The organism is Shouchella hunanensis (assembly GCF_028735875.1).
Taxonomy (GTDB): Bacteria; Bacillota; Bacilli; order Bacillales; family Bacillaceae_D; genus Shouchella; species Shouchella hunanensis.
In genome coordinates this window covers 726,080-743,829 of record NZ_CP117834.1, presented here as the reverse complement: position 1 = coordinate 743,829, position 17,750 = coordinate 726,080, and the positions used below count along the sequence as shown (strand labels likewise).

Annotated in this window: 16 protein-coding genes and 2 riboswitches; of the genes, 8 read left to right on the top strand and 8 right to left on the bottom strand. The window is 40.7% G+C overall.

Annotated elements, in window-relative coordinates:
* Window positions 1-131: 131 nt before the first annotated feature.
* The 3 genes from PQ477_RS04040 to PQ477_RS04030 form a co-directional block, all read right to left on the bottom strand.
* On the bottom strand, window positions 132-737 hold the full coding sequence (locus PQ477_RS04040; RefSeq protein ID WP_274272988.1) for a hypothetical protein: 606 nt from the start codon (window positions 735-737) through the stop codon (window positions 132-134).
* Window positions 734-1,420, bottom strand: coding sequence for a thiaminase II (gene tenA / locus PQ477_RS04035; protein WP_035394739.1), 687 nt, complete (start codon window positions 1,418-1,420; stop codon window positions 734-736). Before tenA ends, PQ477_RS04040 begins: the two co-directional genes overlap by 4 nt.
* 59 nt (window positions 1,421-1,479) lie before the next feature.
* Window positions 1,480-1,579: riboswitch (TPP riboswitch) on the bottom strand.
* Between the two features lie 133 nt (window positions 1,580-1,712).
* Window positions 1,713-2,525 carry a TerC family protein gene (locus PQ477_RS04030; RefSeq protein ID WP_274272987.1) on the bottom strand — a complete coding sequence of 271 codons (813 nt, stop codon included), beginning with the start codon at window positions 2,523-2,525 and terminating at the stop codon, window positions 1,713-1,715.
* A 41-nt stretch (window positions 2,526-2,566) separates the two neighbouring features.
* Window positions 2,567-2,740, bottom strand: a riboswitch (yybP-ykoY riboswitch).
* Window positions 2,741-2,874: 134 nt separating this feature from the next.
* On the opposite strand from PQ477_RS04030, the gene PQ477_RS04025 reads away from it, so the two are divergent.
* Window positions 2,875-3,768, top strand: a complete 894-nt coding sequence (locus PQ477_RS04025) for an alpha/beta fold hydrolase (RefSeq protein WP_412766054.1) — start codon at window positions 2,875-2,877, stop codon at window positions 3,766-3,768.
* Between the two features lie 237 nt (window positions 3,769-4,005).
* Entirely contained in the window at window positions 4,006-5,274 is a 1,269-nt protein-coding gene (gene hflX, locus PQ477_RS04020; protein WP_144559732.1) for a GTPase HflX, read from the top strand.
* A 113-nt stretch (window positions 5,275-5,387) separates the two neighbouring features.
* Here the strand turns inward: hflX and PQ477_RS04015 are convergent, their stop codons facing one another.
* The gene (locus tag PQ477_RS04015; RefSeq protein ID WP_158331971.1) at window positions 5,388-5,537 is read right to left on the bottom strand and encodes a hypothetical protein; all 150 of its coding nucleotides are present in this window, start codon (window positions 5,535-5,537) and stop codon (window positions 5,388-5,390) included.
* Between the two features lie 194 nt (window positions 5,538-5,731).
* Here PQ477_RS04015 and PQ477_RS04010 point away from each other — a divergent pair, with 194 nt between their 5' ends.
* Complete coding sequence (locus tag PQ477_RS04010) at window positions 5,732-6,871, top strand: S8 family peptidase (protein WP_060704798.1); 1,140 nt, start codon at window positions 5,732-5,734, stop codon at window positions 6,869-6,871.
* 265 nt (window positions 6,872-7,136) lie between these two features.
* On the opposite strand, the gene PQ477_RS04005 is transcribed toward PQ477_RS04010, so the two are convergent.
* The 3 genes from PQ477_RS04005 to PQ477_RS03995 form a co-directional block, all read right to left on the bottom strand.
* Window positions 7,137-8,396, bottom strand: a complete 1,260-nt coding sequence (locus PQ477_RS04005) for a helix-turn-helix domain-containing protein (protein WP_035394737.1) — start codon at window positions 8,394-8,396, stop codon at window positions 7,137-7,139.
* A gap of 138 nt (window positions 8,397-8,534) precedes the next feature.
* Window positions 8,535-9,023 carry a M15 family metallopeptidase gene (locus PQ477_RS04000; RefSeq protein ID WP_144560527.1) on the bottom strand — a complete coding sequence of 163 codons (489 nt, stop codon included), beginning with the start codon at window positions 9,021-9,023 and terminating at the stop codon, window positions 8,535-8,537.
* A gap of 217 nt (window positions 9,024-9,240) precedes the next feature.
* On the bottom strand, window positions 9,241-10,572 hold the full coding sequence (locus PQ477_RS03995) for an APC family permease (RefSeq protein WP_035394736.1): 1,332 nt from the start codon (window positions 10,570-10,572) through the stop codon (window positions 9,241-9,243).
* Between the two features lie 167 nt (window positions 10,573-10,739).
* Here PQ477_RS03995 and PQ477_RS03990 point away from each other — a divergent pair, with 167 nt between their 5' ends.
* The 5 genes from PQ477_RS03990 (at window position 10,740) to ald (ending at window position 16,565) form a co-directional block, all read left to right on the top strand.
* Window positions 10,740-11,684 carry an ABC transporter substrate-binding protein gene (locus PQ477_RS03990; RefSeq protein ID WP_186370647.1) on the top strand — a complete coding sequence of 315 codons (945 nt, stop codon included), beginning with the start codon at window positions 10,740-10,742 and terminating at the stop codon, window positions 11,682-11,684.
* 93 nt (window positions 11,685-11,777) lie between these two features.
* Complete coding sequence (locus PQ477_RS03985) at window positions 11,778-12,605, top strand: sulfurtransferase (protein ID WP_060704801.1); 828 nt, start codon at window positions 11,778-11,780, stop codon at window positions 12,603-12,605.
* A gap of 62 nt (window positions 12,606-12,667) precedes the next feature.
* Entirely contained in the window at window positions 12,668-14,089 is a 1,422-nt protein-coding gene (locus PQ477_RS03980; RefSeq protein WP_274272986.1) for a cryptochrome/photolyase family protein, read from the top strand.
* Window positions 14,090-14,157: 68 nt separating this feature from the next.
* Window positions 14,158-15,309 (top strand): helix-turn-helix domain-containing protein, encoded by a 1,152-nt coding sequence (locus PQ477_RS03975; protein ID WP_186370646.1) that lies wholly within the window; start codon window positions 14,158-14,160, stop codon window positions 15,307-15,309.
* Window positions 15,310-15,440: 131 nt separating this feature from the next.
* Entirely contained in the window at window positions 15,441-16,565 is a 1,125-nt protein-coding gene (gene ald / locus PQ477_RS03970; protein ID WP_035394734.1) for an alanine dehydrogenase, read from the top strand.
* A 123-nt stretch (window positions 16,566-16,688) separates the two neighbouring features.
* Here ald and PQ477_RS03965 read toward each other — a convergent pair whose 3' ends face one another.
* On the bottom strand, window positions 16,689-17,744 hold the full coding sequence (locus tag PQ477_RS03965; protein ID WP_274272985.1) for a lactonase family protein: 1,056 nt from the start codon (window positions 17,742-17,744) through the stop codon (window positions 16,689-16,691).
* Window positions 17,745-17,750: the final 6 nt, after the last annotated feature.

Here is a 17,750-nt window from a genome sequence, read left to right as displayed (position 1 = left end):
AATTCATATCGCAGTTACCGTGTCAACAAGCCATAGGCAACTCTTCGGCTCTAAAAATGAGCTGAAGTCGCCGTTTAACGCGCTTTTTTGTGTAATTTTTCATCAAAAAAACCTTGAATTATCAAACTTCCTCATTCACCTCTCGCATCCTCTTCTTGTCTTTCGTTGCCAGGATAATGGGCTTTTACATATCGCTTAGCCTCTATTTTCGTTAAGCCGAGTTCGAATAATCCATTTAGTAATGTCTCTTCATATGAAGAAGCAGGAGCTTTTTCCTCTTCAAGTGGCCAATCTTGGTGGGACGTAAACGTTAAAACAGGCAGATCGTCTTGATAGCCTGCGACAAGTAATTTATTGTACCAGCCATCCGTTAATTCAATTGAACCTTCTTTAAACAATGTATCAAAATCAATGGAGATTGTTTCTAGTCGATTTTCCTGTCGAACAACATCAATGAATTGATCAAGGGTAATGAGATAGGCTTTCGATAATGTGTAAGCTTGCTCATTTCGCTTATTACGAATAAAAGCTACGCCACCTTTACCCCATTTTGTTCGTTCTTTTGCAAAATAAAGTGGATAAGGCATTGAAAACTGAATTGATCGAAGTGGAAGGGATGGATCGCGTGCTCCTGGTTCGCTTTCTGTTGAACCAGCTGGCTGTCCACCTCGAATGTAGCAAAGAAAGCGTTCTTCTAATAGATTTGATCCGTAGCTCGCATACCATACATACTTCATGTAACAGACTCTAATGAAACAGGCCAAGATTCATTTGTGTACGCCATTTCCCAAAAAGCAAACTCTAATTGACAGCTTTTCACAAAATGATCAATCATTTGCTGTTTTTGAACAGGAGTCGCGTCTTTAGCAAGCTCATCTAAACGCTGGCAGAATAAGGAAGTGACGTTCATTTCACCATTCGAACGATAGAATGAAATCCATTCATAAAAAGGGTGATCCTTTGTTGGGTTAAATGTTTCATAAAGGTAGTCTCCAATAACTTGATACGTCCAAGGGCAAGGGAGAAGGACGGCCAAAATCTCTGCTAACGAACCTTTTTGAGCTACATCAAGCATATGTCTTGTATAATGGTGAGCGGTTGGTGCTAGGGGTTCATATTGAAGTTCGTCGTACGAAACCCCTGCCACTTGACAAAAGTTATTGTGTGGATGAATTTCACTATGAAGAATAAACGATATTTGTTCATTAAATAGCGCAATGTCGTCTCTCGTTGTACTTTTGTTTATCGCTAATCCATAAATTTGCATAAATGTATTCAAGTATTCAAAATCTTGCTTGACATAATGGATTAATGCTTCAGGTGGGAGTTGTCCTTTTCCAATACCTTGGACAAACGGGTGTTGTAAAATGGCTTCAAATACGGGGTTGGCGTGTGCACGTAATTCGTTGCTAAAACTCATAACAATAACCTCCTTTTTTTACACAAAGGGAGGACCCTAACGGAGAGCTATTGAATCAATAACTAGCATCTCCACTTCCCTACGCTGGTATAAACCAGATCAGGTTCAAAGGGTCAAAGCTACGCTTTTCTCAGTCAAAAGACGCCCCTAGTGGTTCTATTTAAGTGAAACATATATGTGCAGAATATTCAATCCTTATGGTGGGGAAATGGAATTTTTATACGGTTAACGATGGAGAAGTGGAACTAAAAAAGCTTGCGCGTATTGCGCAAGCTTTCGGTGTTTCGATTCCTTACCCTTCAACTTTGTTTTCTGCTCGTTTTTCAATTTCCGTTTTTGATTCATCCCCGTCGCTTGGTTGTTTTGAGAAGAACCAACCACCAAGAACAATTAGTACAAGTACGGTATAGAAGAATAATTTCCAACCAGTAGAATGTGGGAATTCATGCGGGATAACGGCAATTGCATCATGAGCAAGAACTTGAACCGCTAATTTCACACCTACCCAGCCAACGATAATAAACGCCGCGGTTTCCAATCCAGGCCGTTTTTGTAGCAGAATAACAAATTTAGATGCTGCGAATCGCATAATGAGTAATCCAATAAATCCACCTAAAAAGACAACAACAAACTGACCAACATCCATACTTCCGACCATTCCTAAGCCCGTAGGTGTTAAAGCTGTTGCTAGGGCAACTGCAGCGAGAATAGAATCTACAGCAAACGCTATATCGGCAATTTCAACTTTAAATACCGTCGTCCAAAAGCCACTACCTTTTTTTACTTTCGTGATACCGGCGGCTTGTTCTTGCTTTTTAACGACATGCTTCCGGAACAAGTGGTTTAGCGCAATAAATAACAAATAAGCGGCTCCAAGCGCTTGTACTTGCCAAACGTCTACGAGGAACGAAATAACAAATAAGGAAGCGAGACGAAAAACGAATGCCCCGGCAAGACCATAAAACAGGGCTTTTTTTCGCTCTTTTTCTGGCAAGTGCTTTACCATAATCGCTAAGACTAAAGCATTGTCAGCGGCAAGAATTCCCTCTAAAGCAATTAAAACAAGTAACACCCAGCTATATTCTAGTAATAAAGCTGCATCCATAAACAACACGCCTCTCTTTTTTTGCACCCCTTAGGTTCGACAAAATGAGGGATCTTTATGAATACAAAAAAGACCCCTGCCTTGTATACGAACGAGGCAAAGGTCTTGCTAGACATTTATGTATCATGCCAAACAAAGCCGGTGGAGATCATCCACGTAATGACGACTTTGGTTCAAGTAAAAATCACTTGCAGCTACTCCCCTTTGAAGGAATGTATGTGATTGTAAAATTAGTATATGCGAAGTCTCCATGTACGTCAAGACCTAATATCGGTAACAGGAAAGTGCTGGCATAAAGGCGAAAGAATACGGGTAGAGAAGACTATCGAAAAGAAAGGTGTGAAGGATAATGAGGTTTGAACATCAACTAATTGACGCGAATGGGCATACCTTTCACGTGGTTTGTGCTGGTCCAAAAGAGGGTGAACTCATTCTTATGTTGCACGGTTTTCCTGAGTTTTGGTACGGATTTCGGCATCAATTAACCGCGTTAGCTACCCAAGGCTATTACGTCGTAGTGCCTGATCAGCGTGGGTATAATGAAAGTGACAAACCACAAGAAGTAGAGGCTTATAGTCTTGACACATTAAGGGACGATTGTGTTGCGCTTATTGACGCGTATAAGCGAAAACAAGCCATTGTCATCGGACATGATTGGGGAGGAGCGGTAGGGTGGCATTTAGCCTCAACAAAACCAGAAAGAATTAAAACGTTTATTCCAATTAATATTCCTCATCCAGCAGATATCCCCAAAGGAATACTGAAAAATCCAACACAGCTAGTTCGTAGCTCCTATATGGCGTTTTTTCAATTTCCCTTTTTACCAGAAAAACTTTTACAAACAAAGAAATTTAAATATATGGCAAAAGGCTTACAAATGACAGGGCGCGAGGGTGCCTTTGTGGAAGAAGACTTAGAGCACTATCGGAATGCCTGGTTAAAGCCTGGTGCACTGACAGCGATGTTAAACTGGTACCGAGCTATTCGGCTGGATTTTCGGAATGGTCCTAAGCCGTTTGATCAGATGATACATGTACCAACAACGATTCTCTGGGGGTGGAACGACCCGTTTTTGTCAAAAACATTAGCAAAAGAAAGTCTGAAACGTTGTTCAAATGGAGAACTTATTTTTATCGATGACGCAACACACTGGGTTCATCATGAATATCCTGAGATTGTAAACCAGTTAATTCTTAGAAGCTTAAAAAAGAAAAAGAATGAATTACCGTACCCACTTAAATAGCTGCACAGCTTAATTTACACGGCTATCTAACAAGTGGTACTCTTAAGTTAGAAGCTTAAAGGAGGAATCGTCATCATGATCGATTTAACCGTTACAGAGCACAGTAGAATGTAATGATACGCAGCATCACCTGTTGACGATGGCATTTATAGGGCTAAATAACCTTCGTTTACACACAGGCTGAGTCGTGTGTCATTTTTGTGTACCAACAAAATGAGATGGAGGTTTTTAAATAAAATGCATGAAACAGAAACAAGAACCATTCAAGATATTATTGTGGTAGGTGTTGAGCGTCAAGGAGACAGCCACTTTGACTATGGGATGGAAGAGTTGGAGAATTTAGCTAGAGCACTTGACTTAAATCCGGTTGCGTCACTCACCCAAAAGCTTCAAACACCAAATCAAGCAACTTATCTTGGGAGCGGCAAAGTGACAGAACTGTCTCGATTAATTGATTCATTTGACGTTCATTTAGTAATTTTCAACGATGAGCTTACCCCGTCACAAATCCGAAATTTGGAAAAAGAACTTGAAGTGACGGTTTATGATCGAACCATGCTCATTTTAGATATTTTTGGAGAGCGCGCAAAGACAAACGAAGCGCAGCTCCAAGTTGAAATTGCGAGGCTGAAGTACTTATTACCACGTCTTGTTGGCATGCGGGCTTCGCTAAGTAGGCAAGGCGGCAGTGGGTCTGGTCTTGCGAACCGAGGTGCAGGGGAAACAAAGCTTGAACTGGACCGCAGAAAAATTGAAAGTAGAATCAGTGCATTAGAAAGAGAGCTTGAAGTCGTTGTTGAGCGCCGTCAAACGCAAAGGCAAAAAAGGAAAACAGAAGGTATCCCGGTTGTAGCGTTAGTTGGCTATACGAATGCAGGGAAGTCCTCGTTACTTAACGCTTTTGTAACTGAAAAGCAGGAGAAAAAAGTATTTGAAAAAGACATGTTGTTTGCGACGCTAGATACGTCGGTTAGGCGTGTCGAAATGCAAAAGAACTTGCCTTTTCTTCTTGCGGATACAGTCGGTTTTGTCTCAAAATTGCCGACTCATTTAGTAAAAGCTTTTCGTTCAACGTTAGAAGAGGCTCGCGAAGCAGATTTACTGCTTCATGTTGTTGATTACTCTAGTAGTCATTATAAAGAAATGATGCGTACAACAGAAAACACGTTGAAGGAACTGGAGATAGATCAACCTCTTTTGTCGGTCTATAACAAAATGGATCGGGTAGAGACAAGGGAATGGTCAACAGAAAAAGACGAGATCTTTCTTTCGGCTAAAACAGGACAAGGGATGGATCGTCTCGTTGAAAGCATACAGGCTAAAGTGTTCACTCATTACATTAAAAAAGCGTTGCATATCCCCTATGAAGATAGCAAAGCGTTTGCTTATGTAAATGAACATACGCATATTCTAGAGCAGCTAGAAGATGACACAGGCTGGTATGTGGAAACGATGATGCATGAAAAGCATGCTTCTGTAGTAACGGAGTATGAAAAACGTGACTGAAAGCGAAACGAATTGTAAGTCATGGAACTGAATAACGAGCTGTTTTTCATTCATTCGACAAGGCGAGAGACCGGGAAACCGGTCTCTTTTCTTGATGATGGAAAATAGTAATGTTACAGCAATTGTTTTAAATCTGCTTTGGCTTTTTCAACCGTTGATTGATCGTACCAATGACTATATGTGAGAATGTGGCGGGATAAACGTTTATTTGTAGGGAGTTTGATCGATTTATCCTCATAGTTTACACGGTGAAGTAGTTCCATCTACTCTCCTCCTTTTTTTACCATTATGAGCAATAACATGCTTTTTTAATCATCAACTAACAAAAAAGTTAACTATTAATTTACGGATATTTCCCAATAGCTAAAAAGGTTTCCCAATACAAAAAGAGTTAAAATTTTGTTAATTTTAGATTACCAGCTGCGCAGGTTGGAACATTTTGAGGAGGTATAACGAATTGAATAAGAAAATGGGGAAAATTGTTGCCGGAACAGCACTAATTATATCAGTAGCATTTAGTTCATCAATCGCACAAGCAGCCGAGGAAGCGAAGGAAAAATACCTCATTGGCTTTAAGGAACAAGAAGTTATGTCCCAATTTGTTGACCAAATTGATGGAGATGAGTATTCTATTTCTTCTTCTCAAGTGGAAGATGTTGAAATTGATCTCCTTCATGAATTTGATTTTATTCCTGTTTTATCCGTTGAACTTGACCCACAAGATGTAGAAGCATTAGAGCTTGACCCTGCCATCTCCTATATAGAGGAAGATGCTGAGGTAACGACAATGCAAACCGTTCCATGGGGAATTAACCGTGTACAAGCTCCGATTGCTCAAAGCAGAGGATTCACAGGTACTGGAGTTCGTGTGGCTGTTTTAGACACAGGGATCTCAAATCACGCTGATTTAAGAATCCGTGGCGGCGCTAGTTTTGTACCAGGAGAGCCGAATATTAGTGATGGAAACGGTCATGGTACTCACGTTGCTGGTACAATTGCAGCGTTAAACAATTCAATTGGTGTACTCGGCGTAGCACCAAACGTTGATTTATATGGGGTTAAAGTGCTAGGAGCAAGTGGCTCTGGGTCAATCAGTGGTATTGCTCAAGGTTTACAATGGGCTGCAAATAATGGCATGCACATTGCAAACATGAGTTTAGGAAGTAGTGCTGGATCTGCAACAATGGAACAAGCTGTTAACCAAGCAACAGCAAGTGGCGTTCTTGTAGTTGCGGCTTCTGGTAACTCAGGTGCAGGAAATGTTGGATTCCCAGCACGCTATGCAAATGCGATGGCAGTAGGTGCAACAGATCAAAATAACAACCGCGCTAGCTTTTCTCAGTACGGAGCAGGTCTTGACATTGTAGCACCAGGTGTTGGTGTACAAAGTACGGTTCCTGGTAATGGATACTCAAGCTTCAATGGTACGTCTATGGCTACACCGCACGTTGCTGGTGTTGCTGCGTTAGTGAAGCAAAAGAATCCTTCTTGGTCAAATGTTCAAATTCGTAACCACCTTAAAAATACGGCAACAAACTTAGGAAATACAAATCAATTCGGAAGTGGTCTTGTTAACGCAGAAGCGGCAACACGTTAATCCGTTTTTGCACGAAAAAGACTTATTCTAACTAGTAATCGATTGTATAAAGCGCTACCGACTGACGCTTTCCACTAGAAACAATCTAGCCTTTTCGAGAAAAGCATTCTCGATTTTCGGGCCGGGCCGGTTCCAGTGGGGGGCGCAGTCTCGTGCGCTTTTTTTATGCTGTTCGTTTACATATCGCAACGCATTCGTCTATGGTTTAAATCAAAAAAGCTTATGAACGCACATGTGCGTTCATAAGCTTTTTATCTACAGTTTATTAGACCATGGACAAATCTTTCTTCGTCGAAATGGAAGAGTATTTCTGTAAGTATTCATTGGCTTTCTCATAGTGTCCATTTTGTTGGTACCAATGAGCTAACTCTCGAGCATAGGGCAACAATTCCGCATGGCTTTCTAATCGTTCCAAATGCGGCAACAATTCCGTTTCTATAAAATGATAGAGTTGTTCAGACGATTCAAGACGATACATATAATAACGTGCTTGGAGCTCTAATCGTTCATGAGCCTGTGTAACGCTTTGCTCAATTATTTCAACTAATATGTCACGAATACTCGTTTTTTCGGCATTTAATAAAAACAGCACTTCTACATCGGCTAAACGAGCATAGAGGTAGTTTTTGCTAGAAGGTTCATAAAAGTTTGTGCATTGCAAGAAACAGTCGTGACTCGCTTCGTAATCGCCACTTTTCTTTAAGAGGATGCCATAATTATAGGTTGCTTGAAAATAAAGCGATTGTTGACCGAATAGTCGCGAATTACGCAAGAGGACTTTAAACACACGAAGGGATTCTTCGAGCATATTTAACTGTGTATAATTAATGCCTAACACCATTTGTGATTGGGCAGTGCGTATATAATTATCTTCTTGTTTAAATAGGTAAAGTGCTTCTTTTGCATAAATAATGGCTTTTTCAGGCTCGTTTAATTCGGTATAACAATGGGATAAAATAAATGCGATTTCTCGAGCGAAAAGATAGTGTGATGAATGTTCTGCATTTTTAATACTAAGCAATAGCTGTTTAGCTTCTTTAAGTCGTCCGAGTTCAACTAAATAAATGCCATAGAACAACTCGGCGGAAAGTTCTTCAATAGGATCGAGATTACTCCTGTTCTTGTCGACAATACTCCAATCTTTAAATGCGAGAGTTAAATGACCGTTCATTAAATGGTAGCGCATCATGTACAAATGATACATATTACGATAATTGGTCCGCGGTATAACCGTTTCTTTATCAAGAAGCGATTCATAGTATTCAAGTGCTTTCTCTTCGTCAGCGAATTGAATGGCTTCTATAAACGCATCGAGCGTGTGTTTAATTTCTGAGTGCTGGGCATATTCTTCTTCAATATTAATTCCGAGTCTTTCTAAAAGTAGTGCTGCAGTCCCGAAATTAGCATTATATATTGAATTTTCAATTTTGCTTAAATGTGGAATAGAACATATACCATCAGCGAGTTCAGCTTGTGTCATGTTATGTTTAATCCGGTAGTACTTAATTGTTCTACCTAGCTCCACGGTTATCAACCCACTTCTTTTAATATATCGAACATAAAGTTTTCTTCCTCTAAATTAGTTCTCGCTTTTTCCTGATTTTCCTGCTAAAAGTATAAAAAGAAGTGACCTTATCCTTATTAAATAACGGTCACTCCTTTATTAATCGGTAGGTGATAGAGAATCATTTAATGCTCGCTGAATATCACGCATAGAGTATCCGAATGTCATTTCTAGGTGAGGATAGTCAACAAAATGCTTCCAATCGCCACCCCAATTAAATCCTAGGTCTTTTGCAATGTCTGCAACTTCAATCCAGTCACTCTCACCGTTTTGATTTCCATCATACTCAAGATCCCAAATAGGCTGTCCACTTTCATTAAGTAATGCATAATCGACGGCTAAGCCGTAATTATGGAGGGATTCTCCACCGGCAACATTTGTAACAATGTTGCCGGTTGTTGAGCGTCCTTGCTCATAAAGGGCGTCCTGCTCTTCGACGGTTCGAAACCCATCAGTAATAATAATGGAAATGCCAATTCGAGAAGCTTGTTCTATTAACTGTTCCGTTTTGTCTGCTACAATCGGATGGAGCTCGTCAGCGTAAATAATTTCTTCTATAGGAACATCTGGATGGTCTCCTCGCATCATTGTACCAAGTGTCTCTTCCAGATGATCGATGGAAAAACGACTATTTTCTGATGTGTAAAGGTAAAACACAAGGAAAGAAATAGTGATAAGGCAAGTAAAAATGAATAAAAGTGATCGCTTAAACTGTCGCACATATACCCCCTAAGCAATTGGATCCATATACGCTCCTTTTGCATCAGTCTTAATCTTACTTGCTGCTAATCAATAAATCAAACCTTTATACGGATGCAAATTTTTTCCTGCGATAGATAAAATATAAGAGCCCTAAGAACATCCAGCTTAGACCGATTATTAATGCATTTGTTTCAATTGAATATAAGAGAGATAAACAGAAAATAGCTCCTAATGAAGGGATAATTAAATTGAGTATGGTCCCTTTTATAGAGCGTTGCTTTTGTCGTATAAAATAGTGCGCAATAACAGAAGCATTTACACTCGTAAACCCAATTAAGGCGCCAAAACTTATAAAGGAATAGATAATCTCAAGTTCCCCGAAGATAGCAGTCAGAGAGAGCACGCCAATTAAGACAATGTTAAAGACAGGCGTTTTGAATCGAGGGTGTAAATAACCAAAAAATCGTTTAGGCAACGTGCTATCTCTACCCATTGCAAATAAAAGACGTGACGCACTGGCATGAGAAGACATTGATGACGATACAACTGCGACCATTGTGCCTCCTAAGAATAGGGAGTAAAGAAAAGCACCACCGACATATTGAGCGATTTCCAATGAAGCTGCTTCAGCTGAAACGAACGATTCGTAATGTGGGTATACCAATTGTAGTAAATAGGATACTCCAACAAACAACGCACCACCGATAAGAACAACTAAAATAATGGCTAAAGGAACCGTTCTTTTTGGGTTTTTTGTTTCTTCTGAAAGGGTTGAAATAGCATCGAAGCCTAAAAAGGAAAAGCAGAGTATGGCTGCTCCGGTAAAAACAGTCGTCATTTCAAGTGACGTACTATAAAAAGGCATCATGGACAAAAGCTGACCAGTACCAAATCCATTCACTAACCCCTTGATAACAAAAAAGATAAAAATCGCTGCCACAAGAATTTGAAAAGAGACAAATAAGCCAGTTACATTTGCGGTAAGGCGAATGCCTAGAATATTAATTGTCGTTATGACGGTTGCTAATAGAACAACCCAAATAAAAGCAGGTATTTGCGGGAAAGCTGCTTGCAAATACACCATACCAATGGCGAAATTGACCATTGGAAGGAATAAATAGTCGAGTAGGAGCGTCCATCCAGCTGCAAATCCAACATTTGGATGAATGCTTTTTTGGGCATACGTATACGCTGAACCCGCTTTAGGGAAAGCTTGTACCATTCTTCCATAGCTATAGGCCGTTAAGAGAAGCGCTGCGATTGTAAACAAGTAAGCCGTTGCCACATGTCCTTCCGTAAGTTGAGCAACGATACCGTACGTATCAAAAACGACTAACGGATCCATGTAAGCTAAGCCAATAACAAGAAGCGGTACCAGCGTAAGCGTACGTTTCAATTTTGTTTCATGTTCTTTCTCCAAGTGAACCACCCCCATAAAATCTAACGTTTATTTTAATGTCTTCCGAAGACTGTCGCAATATGTACGTTAAAAAAGATGAAAAAAATATACGCGCTCAAGCTAAAATTTGCACGTTGTTCTGTTTCATATTATACTTTTATTGAAAATGAAAATCTTTATCAATAGAAGCGAGGTACATGCAAATGAAACAATTACATAAATGGTCTTTTGGGACCTTTGCCCTTAGTGCACTGATGTTAGCAGCTTGTGGAAATGGAGCCGATGAGCAAAACGATAGTAGCTCAACAACAGAGGGCACAGAGACGATTCCATACGAAGCGATGAATGGTGTGCAAGAGATACCTGCTAATCCAGAAAGAGTCGTGCTTTTAGCGGACGTCTATTTTGGCTATTTACAAGAACTAGGGATTGACGTTGCTGCGGCAACAGATTATGTGTTTGAAAGCCCGTTTTTAGAAGCGTATACAGAAGGTGTTGAGAATCTAGGTGATGCAAGCACTGTATCTGTCGAACAAGTACTTGAATTAGATCCAGACTTAATTATTGCCTATGGCTCATCTGAAATTTTAGATCAGCTTGAAAGCATTGCAACAACAGTTGCTGTTGATTACGCATCATTAGGGTATAAAGATCAACTTATAGAGTTTGGGGAAATGTTCGGTCGGGAAGAGGCCGCTCAAAGCTGGATTGACGAATGGGATGCACAAGTAGAGGATCTTAAACCTGATGTACAAGCTGCGGTAGGTGATAGCACGATTTCTATTTTACAGCCGACAGATAGCGATGTTTATTTGTACGGAAGCGGTTGGGGGCGCGGTGGTGAAATTATGTACAATGAATTTGACTTATCGATGCCAGAAGCTGCTGTTGAAGCTGTAGAGGGAGATGGCTATAATAACTTGTCTTTAGAGGCTGTTCCTGATTATGCAGGTGACTATATTTTAACAGCACCTTGGACCGTAAACATGGACGGAAATTTCCTTTATGAAAGCTCAATTTGGGAAGGGCTTGAAGCTGTAGAAAATGATCGCGTGTTTGAGATGGATCCAATTGGTTATTATTTTAATGATCCTATCTCTGTTGAACAACATCTGAATGAAATCTCCGAGTTTTTACTAAACCAGTAAACCATTAATGCTTGTCGGCTTTGTCGACAGGCTTTTTTTATTGATTTCCAATTGGTTGCTATGTAAAGTTGAAAAGAAATGGGAGGTATAGGAATGATTCTTTCAGTCGATACACTTCAGCAATGGATGAAACAAGACGAAACGTTTATGTTGTTAGATGCAAGACATGACTTAAAAGATGAAGAAAAAGGGAAGCGTCTTTACAATGAGGCACATATTCCCGGTGCGATTTTTATCGATATGGTAGAAGATATGGCAGATCGAGCTTTACAAGAAGGTGGTCGTTATCCATTGCCTTCTGACGGTGCTATAATTGAGATGGCAGAGCGTAAAGGAATTGATGAGGCTACTCCAGTCGTTATTTATGATGAAGGTAGTGGCGGAATGGCTGCCGGGAGAGCTTGGTGGATGCTGACCTATATTGGCCATTCGTCTGTGTACGTATTAGATGGTGGCTTTAAAGAATGGACGTCACGAGGATATCAGACAACGAATGAACGACACAAGCCTACACGTGCAACCTTCTCAGCAACCATTCGAGACGAAATGAAAGTGGCACATGATGATGTTGCCAAGCGGTCAAAAGCAACACATTTATTGGATGCACGTGCCTACGACCGATTTCTTGGAGAACAGGAAGAGCTCGATGCAAAGTCTGGTCATATCCCGGGGGCGGCGAGCCTATTTTGGAAACAGGTGTTAAATGAAGATGGTACGTGGAAGAATAAAGAACAGCTTGAGCAAGAATTTAAACCGCTAGGAGACAAAAACAAAGAAGTAATTGTTTACTGCGGATCAGGAATTTCTGCATGTCCACTTTATTTAGGATTGGAACAAGCTGGCTTTACAAACGTTAAACTGTATCCTGGCTCATGGAGTGACTGGATTACACATGATTATCCAATCGAAAAAGGGGAATAAAAGAAAGGCGTGTTGCATCGGCAACGCGTCTTTTTACTACATGAATGAAAGGAGCAAACGAAATGGCTGTCCACATTGTTTGGTTTCGAAGAGATTTGCGATTACAAGACCATCAAGCGCTTGCCTCGGCGGAAGCGGCTTGTTCACAAAACGATACACTAATGGGTGTCTTTCATATTCACCCAAAATTAACAGAGTCTTTTACCGTTCGACATGATTACTTCTATGAGACGTTAAAGGCCTTTATGGATCATGCAAATAAATTGTCATTCCCTATTTTATGTTTGTATGGTGAACTAGAAGCGAGTTTTGACGAATTAAAGGCAAAAATGGATTCCATCCACACCATTTATTACAATCGGGATGAGGTGGGCTTTGGAAAGAAGCGAGATGAAGCGTTTGAAAAGTGGGCAAAGTCTGCGCAAATAAAAACAAAAGCCTTTATGGATCACCATTTACATGGCGCTCATGACGTTTTAAAAGAAGATGATACTCATTACAAAGTATTCTCGCCGTATTATAAAAAATGGCGACAGCTCCATAAACCAGAGCCAGTCTGTATAGACGAATCTTCCTTACGGCAAAAGAGTCTATCTAAAAAGCCAAAACATGAAGCCGGTGAGGATGCGTATAAACGAATCATGCAGCAAAAAACAGGCAAATGGAAACAAGAGGCTGGAGAGCAATGTGCGCGAGAATACCTGCAATCCTTTATTGACGATACCATTGAATCGTATAAGAAAGATCGTGACTATCCAGAAATCGAAGGGACAAGTCGATTATCAAAATTTTTAAGAACGGGTGCTTTATCCATTCGAACTGTCTATCAAATGGCTGAAGAAAAAAGAGAGCAACTAAAAGACGATTCAGGTGTTGAAACGTTTATACAGGAATTAGCATGGCGTGATTTCTATAATATGATTTATGTGCACTATCCAAAGAGTGATAACCTAGAAATTAAATCGACTTATCAAGGGCTTGATTGGCGATCAGATGAAGAGCAATTGCAGGCTTGGAAGGAAGGCAAAACCGGCTATCCTCTCGTTGATGCAGCAATGCGGCAGTTGAACGAAACTGGCTGGATGCACAACCGCTTACGAATGGTTGTGGCTTCTTTTCTTACGAAGCATTTATTGATTGACTGGCGTTTAGGAGAGCGCTATTTTGCTGAACGTCTTATCGACTATGATCCAGCTTCAAATATTGGCGGCTGGCAATGGGCGGCATCAACAGGTACCGATGCAGTTCCGTATTTTAGGATCTTTAATCCGTATCGTCAATCAGAACGGTTTGACCCGTATGGACGTTTTATTCGTTCGTATGTAAAAGAACTAAAAGATGTGCCGACAAAGGCGATTCATATGCCTCATGATTTAAGTGAAGAGGAACGAGAAGAGTATGGTTGTGCTGCGTATGTAAAGCCAATTATTGATCATCAGTCGGCGAGAAAACGAGCGCTTCAAGCCTTTGGCAACAACGATTAAATAGAGAAATGCAAGCAAGAATTTGCTATACTTAGATTGAATGAATGAAAGAGAAAGTAGGGTTTGTGATGACAGATGCATACAAACTATTTTTAACCAAAACCTATACACATTTAGATTCGTTCGTCGAAAGTTTAGGTAAATTGCTTGCTTGCCCCATTACGATTGAAAACAAGCATCATCACTTGCTCGCTTATTCTGAACATGGTGAAGGAACAGATTCGGCAAGAATTTCAACTATTATTGGTAGGAAAGTTCCTGATAAGCTCATTCATCGATTTTGGAAAGATGGTGTTATGACGGCACTAAACCAGTCAGCTGAGCCACTATTAATTGCTGGAATCGAAGAGTTTGGACTAGGAAAGCGCGTTGCTCTTTCAATTAGAGATGGTTCAAATATTGTGATTGGGTACATTTGGGTATCTGAAACAACTCGATCTCTAACTGTATTCGAGCAACAATGGCTAAAGAAAGTAGCGGTAAAAGCAAGTACTTATTTTTCTATGTATGATCGAGAGCAGCTCGCACCTACGAAAGAAGAGAAGCTTTGGAAAGTTATGACGAATACGTATATGCCTTTCGATTTACCTGTGTCTTGGGTGGACCAAACAAATGAAAAATGTATTTTAATGATTGATTTACATAGTAAGGCAGAGCATTTAATGAAAGTCGAGCAACTTGTGCAACCTCATGCTCCTCTCTATATGTTTGATGGACGATACTTTATTGCTATGGTGGTGCATGCTACTGTAACGCTTCCCGTTCATACTATTCAAACCGCGATGCCCTTAACCCTTTCACTAGCTTGCGGAAATCCTGATCGCTCTCTAGAAGGTATGGCAAAATCGTATGAGCAAGCCAAAGCAATGCTCGCGTTAAAAGATCGTTTTAAAGAAGAACTAAACAGTCAGCTGTTTTATTATCAGTCTGGGGCAATGCGCTACGTTGGACCGTACGAAGAAAAAGCTTATGTAAGTAGTAAGCATCCGGCTATTGAACAATTAAAACGATATGATCGGCAAAATCAAACGAATTTACTGAAGACCTTAGATGAGTATTTAAAAAATGATAATCATCTGGTCACAACAGCAAAAGCACTGCACATTCACACCAATTCTTTACAGTATCGCATAAAACGAATAACGGAAATTACAAACATTCGTTTAAAAGATCCGAATGAGCGGACTGGTCTATATTTAGATTTACGCGACGACTATTGACTGTTAAATAGTCTGATCATTTGTGTTTTTCACACAAATAGGAAGGGTGAATTTTAGCCCCATCCCATGAAGAGAAAAATAGCTGTCGTGGATATACTACCAATAAGAAGTGCCGAAGGAAGGTGATTGTTGTGATTATTGGAGTGCCTAAAGAAGTGAAAAGTTTTGAAAATCGTGTAGCAATGACCCCAGCCGGTGTAGTTACGCTGACGACAAGTGGTCATACAGTTATGATTGAATCAGGAGCAGGAGACGGAAGTGGCTTCACGAATGAGGAGTACAAGCAAGCTGGAGCAAAAATTGTGCCACAAGCAGCTGACGTTTGGGCTGAGGCAGATATGGTTGTTAAAGTAAAAGAACCACTTGAATCCGAATTTGGCTTCTTTCGAAAAGGATTAATTCTATTTACTTACCTACATTTAGCGGCAGAACCTGCGCTTACAAAAGCCCTTGTGAAGAGCGAAGTCATAGCAGTTGCGTATGAAACCGTTGAGCAAAATCGAACCTTGCCACTTCTGACTCCTATGAGTGAAGTAGCAGGCCGAATGGCGACTCAAATGGGAGCACGGTTTCTTGAGAAAACTAATGGTGGAAAAGGTATTTTGTTATCAGGTGTACCAGGTGTTAAGCGAGCTAAAGTAGCGATAGTTGGTGGTGGTGTAGTTGGAACAAATGCCGCAAAAATGGCCATTGGATTAGGTGCTCAGGTTACTTTACTTGACGTCAGCGCAGAGCGTCTACGCCAGCTCGATGATTTATTTGGGAATGACATTCAAACGATGATGTCCAATCCTCTTAACATTGCTGTAGCAGTAGAGGAGGCGGATTTGGTTATCGGTGCAGTGCTAATACCAGGAGCAAAAGCGCCAAAGCTTATTACAGAAGAGATGATTAAGGCGATGAAGGAAGGTAGTGTTGTAGTAGACGTAGCCGTGGACCAAGGTGGTATTATTGAAACAGCAAACAAAGTGACGACCCACGACCAGCCGACATATGTGAAACATGGCATTATTCACTATGCAGTTGCCAACATGCCAGGAGCGGTACCAAGAACGTCAACCATCGCTTTAACCAATGTGACGATCCCTTATGCAAAGCAGATTGCAGACCTTGGCATTGTCAAAGCATTGCGCTCAAACCTAGCACTAGCAAAAGGGTTAAATACGGCTGCCGGATATGTAACATATGAAGCAGTAGCAAGCGATTTAGGGTTTGAGCATAAGCAAGTGGATGAAGCCATTCCATTACTTTCATAAAATGCACAATGGAAGACGCGCTGGACCATGCATCATCTTCACAAAGGAAAGAGGCTGCTTCGTTAAGACATAGGTGCTAACGGAGCAGCCTCAATTTTTCGTATACAGATAAACAGGCTTCGTTTAATGAATTGGTTCTGAAACGAACACAACACAAACCGGATAAGGCATTGGGATCTCACTTTCAAGAAGCGATAGCTTGCCTGTATCCCTGCTACGACTATATAAAGTCAAGTTGCTAGATTCTTGATTGGATGCAAGTAGGTATTCACCTGACGGGTCAATGTGAAAATCTCTAGGCCAATTTCCTTCTGTTGAAACGATTTCTACAAGCGTCAGCTCTCCAGAGAGTTCATTTACTGCAAAGCTCGCAATCGAATTATGCCCACGATTCGCTGCGTATACAAATTTACCATCTTGAGAGACGTGAATGGCACTACCAAAGCTTTCTTCTACAAACCCTTCTGGTAACGTAGAAATTGTTTGTATTTCATGAAGCTCACCTACTGTTGCGTTGTACGCACAAACAATAATTTCATTCGAGAGCTCGGTCATGATGTAGGCATAGGCTTCTTGCGGATGAAAGGCAATGTGCCGTGGTCCTGCTCCTGGTGCCACATTCAGGGTGAAATGTCTATTTAACTCACCATTGTTATGTTTATAAAGAATAACTTCATCTGTCCCAAGGTCAACAGCTACTGCATAGTGCTCATCAGGTGTAAAGCCAGAGAAGTGAGCATGAGCTTTTTCTTGTCTGTCTTTATTAGGACCGCTGCCCTCATGCGTCACAGTTGATAGAATGTCGCCAACAGATCCATCTTCTTGAATGGCGTAGGAAAGGATTGTACCGCTATGATAATTAGCTGATAACGCCTTTGTTTGGTCTCTTGAGACGGTTACATGACAAGGTCCTCCGTCCGCAGTAATTTGCCGATTTAACGGTTCCAATGATCCGCTTTCAGGGTTTATTGTAAATGCGGCAATGCCACCTTTTGTATCTTCTTTCATAACAGCGTATAACTTGTTCTCGTTTGTTATCGCCACATAGGTAGGGTCTTTTAGTTCGGCAGCTAACTGCTGATTGCTGAGCTGCTTTGTTTCGGTGTCTAATGTAAATGTATATACACCTCTGCTATCTCCTTTTGAATAGGTACCAATATAGCCACGGTATTGTGCCATTGTATC

Bases quoted from the DNA above. Each gene is read 5' to 3' on its own strand.
- PQ477_RS04040 (WP_274272988.1), bottom strand. From the start codon at position 737: ATGAAGTATGTATGGTATGCGAGCTACGGATCAAATCTATTAGAAGAA.
- tenA (WP_035394739.1), bottom strand. From the start codon at position 1,420: ATGAGTTTTAGCAACGAATTACGTGCACACGCCAACCCCGTATTTGAA.
- PQ477_RS04030 (WP_274272987.1), bottom strand. From the start codon at position 2,525: ATGGATGCAGCTTTATTACTAGAATATAGCTGGGTGTTACTTGTTTTA.
- PQ477_RS04025 (WP_412766054.1), top strand. From the start codon at position 2,875: ATGAGGTTTGAACATCAACTAATTGACGCGAATGGGCATACCTTTCAC.
- hflX (WP_144559732.1), top strand. From the start codon at position 4,006: ATGCATGAAACAGAAACAAGAACCATTCAAGATATTATTGTGGTAGGT.
- PQ477_RS04015 (WP_158331971.1), bottom strand. From the start codon at position 5,537: ATGGAACTACTTCACCGTGTAAACTATGAGGATAAATCGATCAAACTC.
- PQ477_RS04000 (WP_144560527.1), bottom strand. From the start codon at position 9,023: ATGATGCGAGGAGACCATCCAGATGTTCCTATAGAAGAAATTATTTAC.
- PQ477_RS03995 (WP_035394736.1), bottom strand. From the start codon at position 10,572: ATGGGGGTGGTTCACTTGGAGAAAGAACATGAAACAAAATTGAAACGT.
- PQ477_RS03990 (WP_186370647.1), top strand. From the start codon at position 10,740: ATGAAACAATTACATAAATGGTCTTTTGGGACCTTTGCCCTTAGTGCA.
- PQ477_RS03985 (WP_060704801.1), top strand. From the start codon at position 11,778: ATGATTCTTTCAGTCGATACACTTCAGCAATGGATGAAACAAGACGAA.
- PQ477_RS03980 (WP_274272986.1), top strand. From the start codon at position 12,668: ATGGCTGTCCACATTGTTTGGTTTCGAAGAGATTTGCGATTACAAGAC.
- PQ477_RS03975 (WP_186370646.1), top strand. From the start codon at position 14,158: ATGACAGATGCATACAAACTATTTTTAACCAAAACCTATACACATTTA.
- PQ477_RS03965 (WP_274272985.1), bottom strand. From the start codon at position 17,744: ATGGCACAATACCGTGGCTATATTGGTACCTATTCAAAAGGAGATAGC.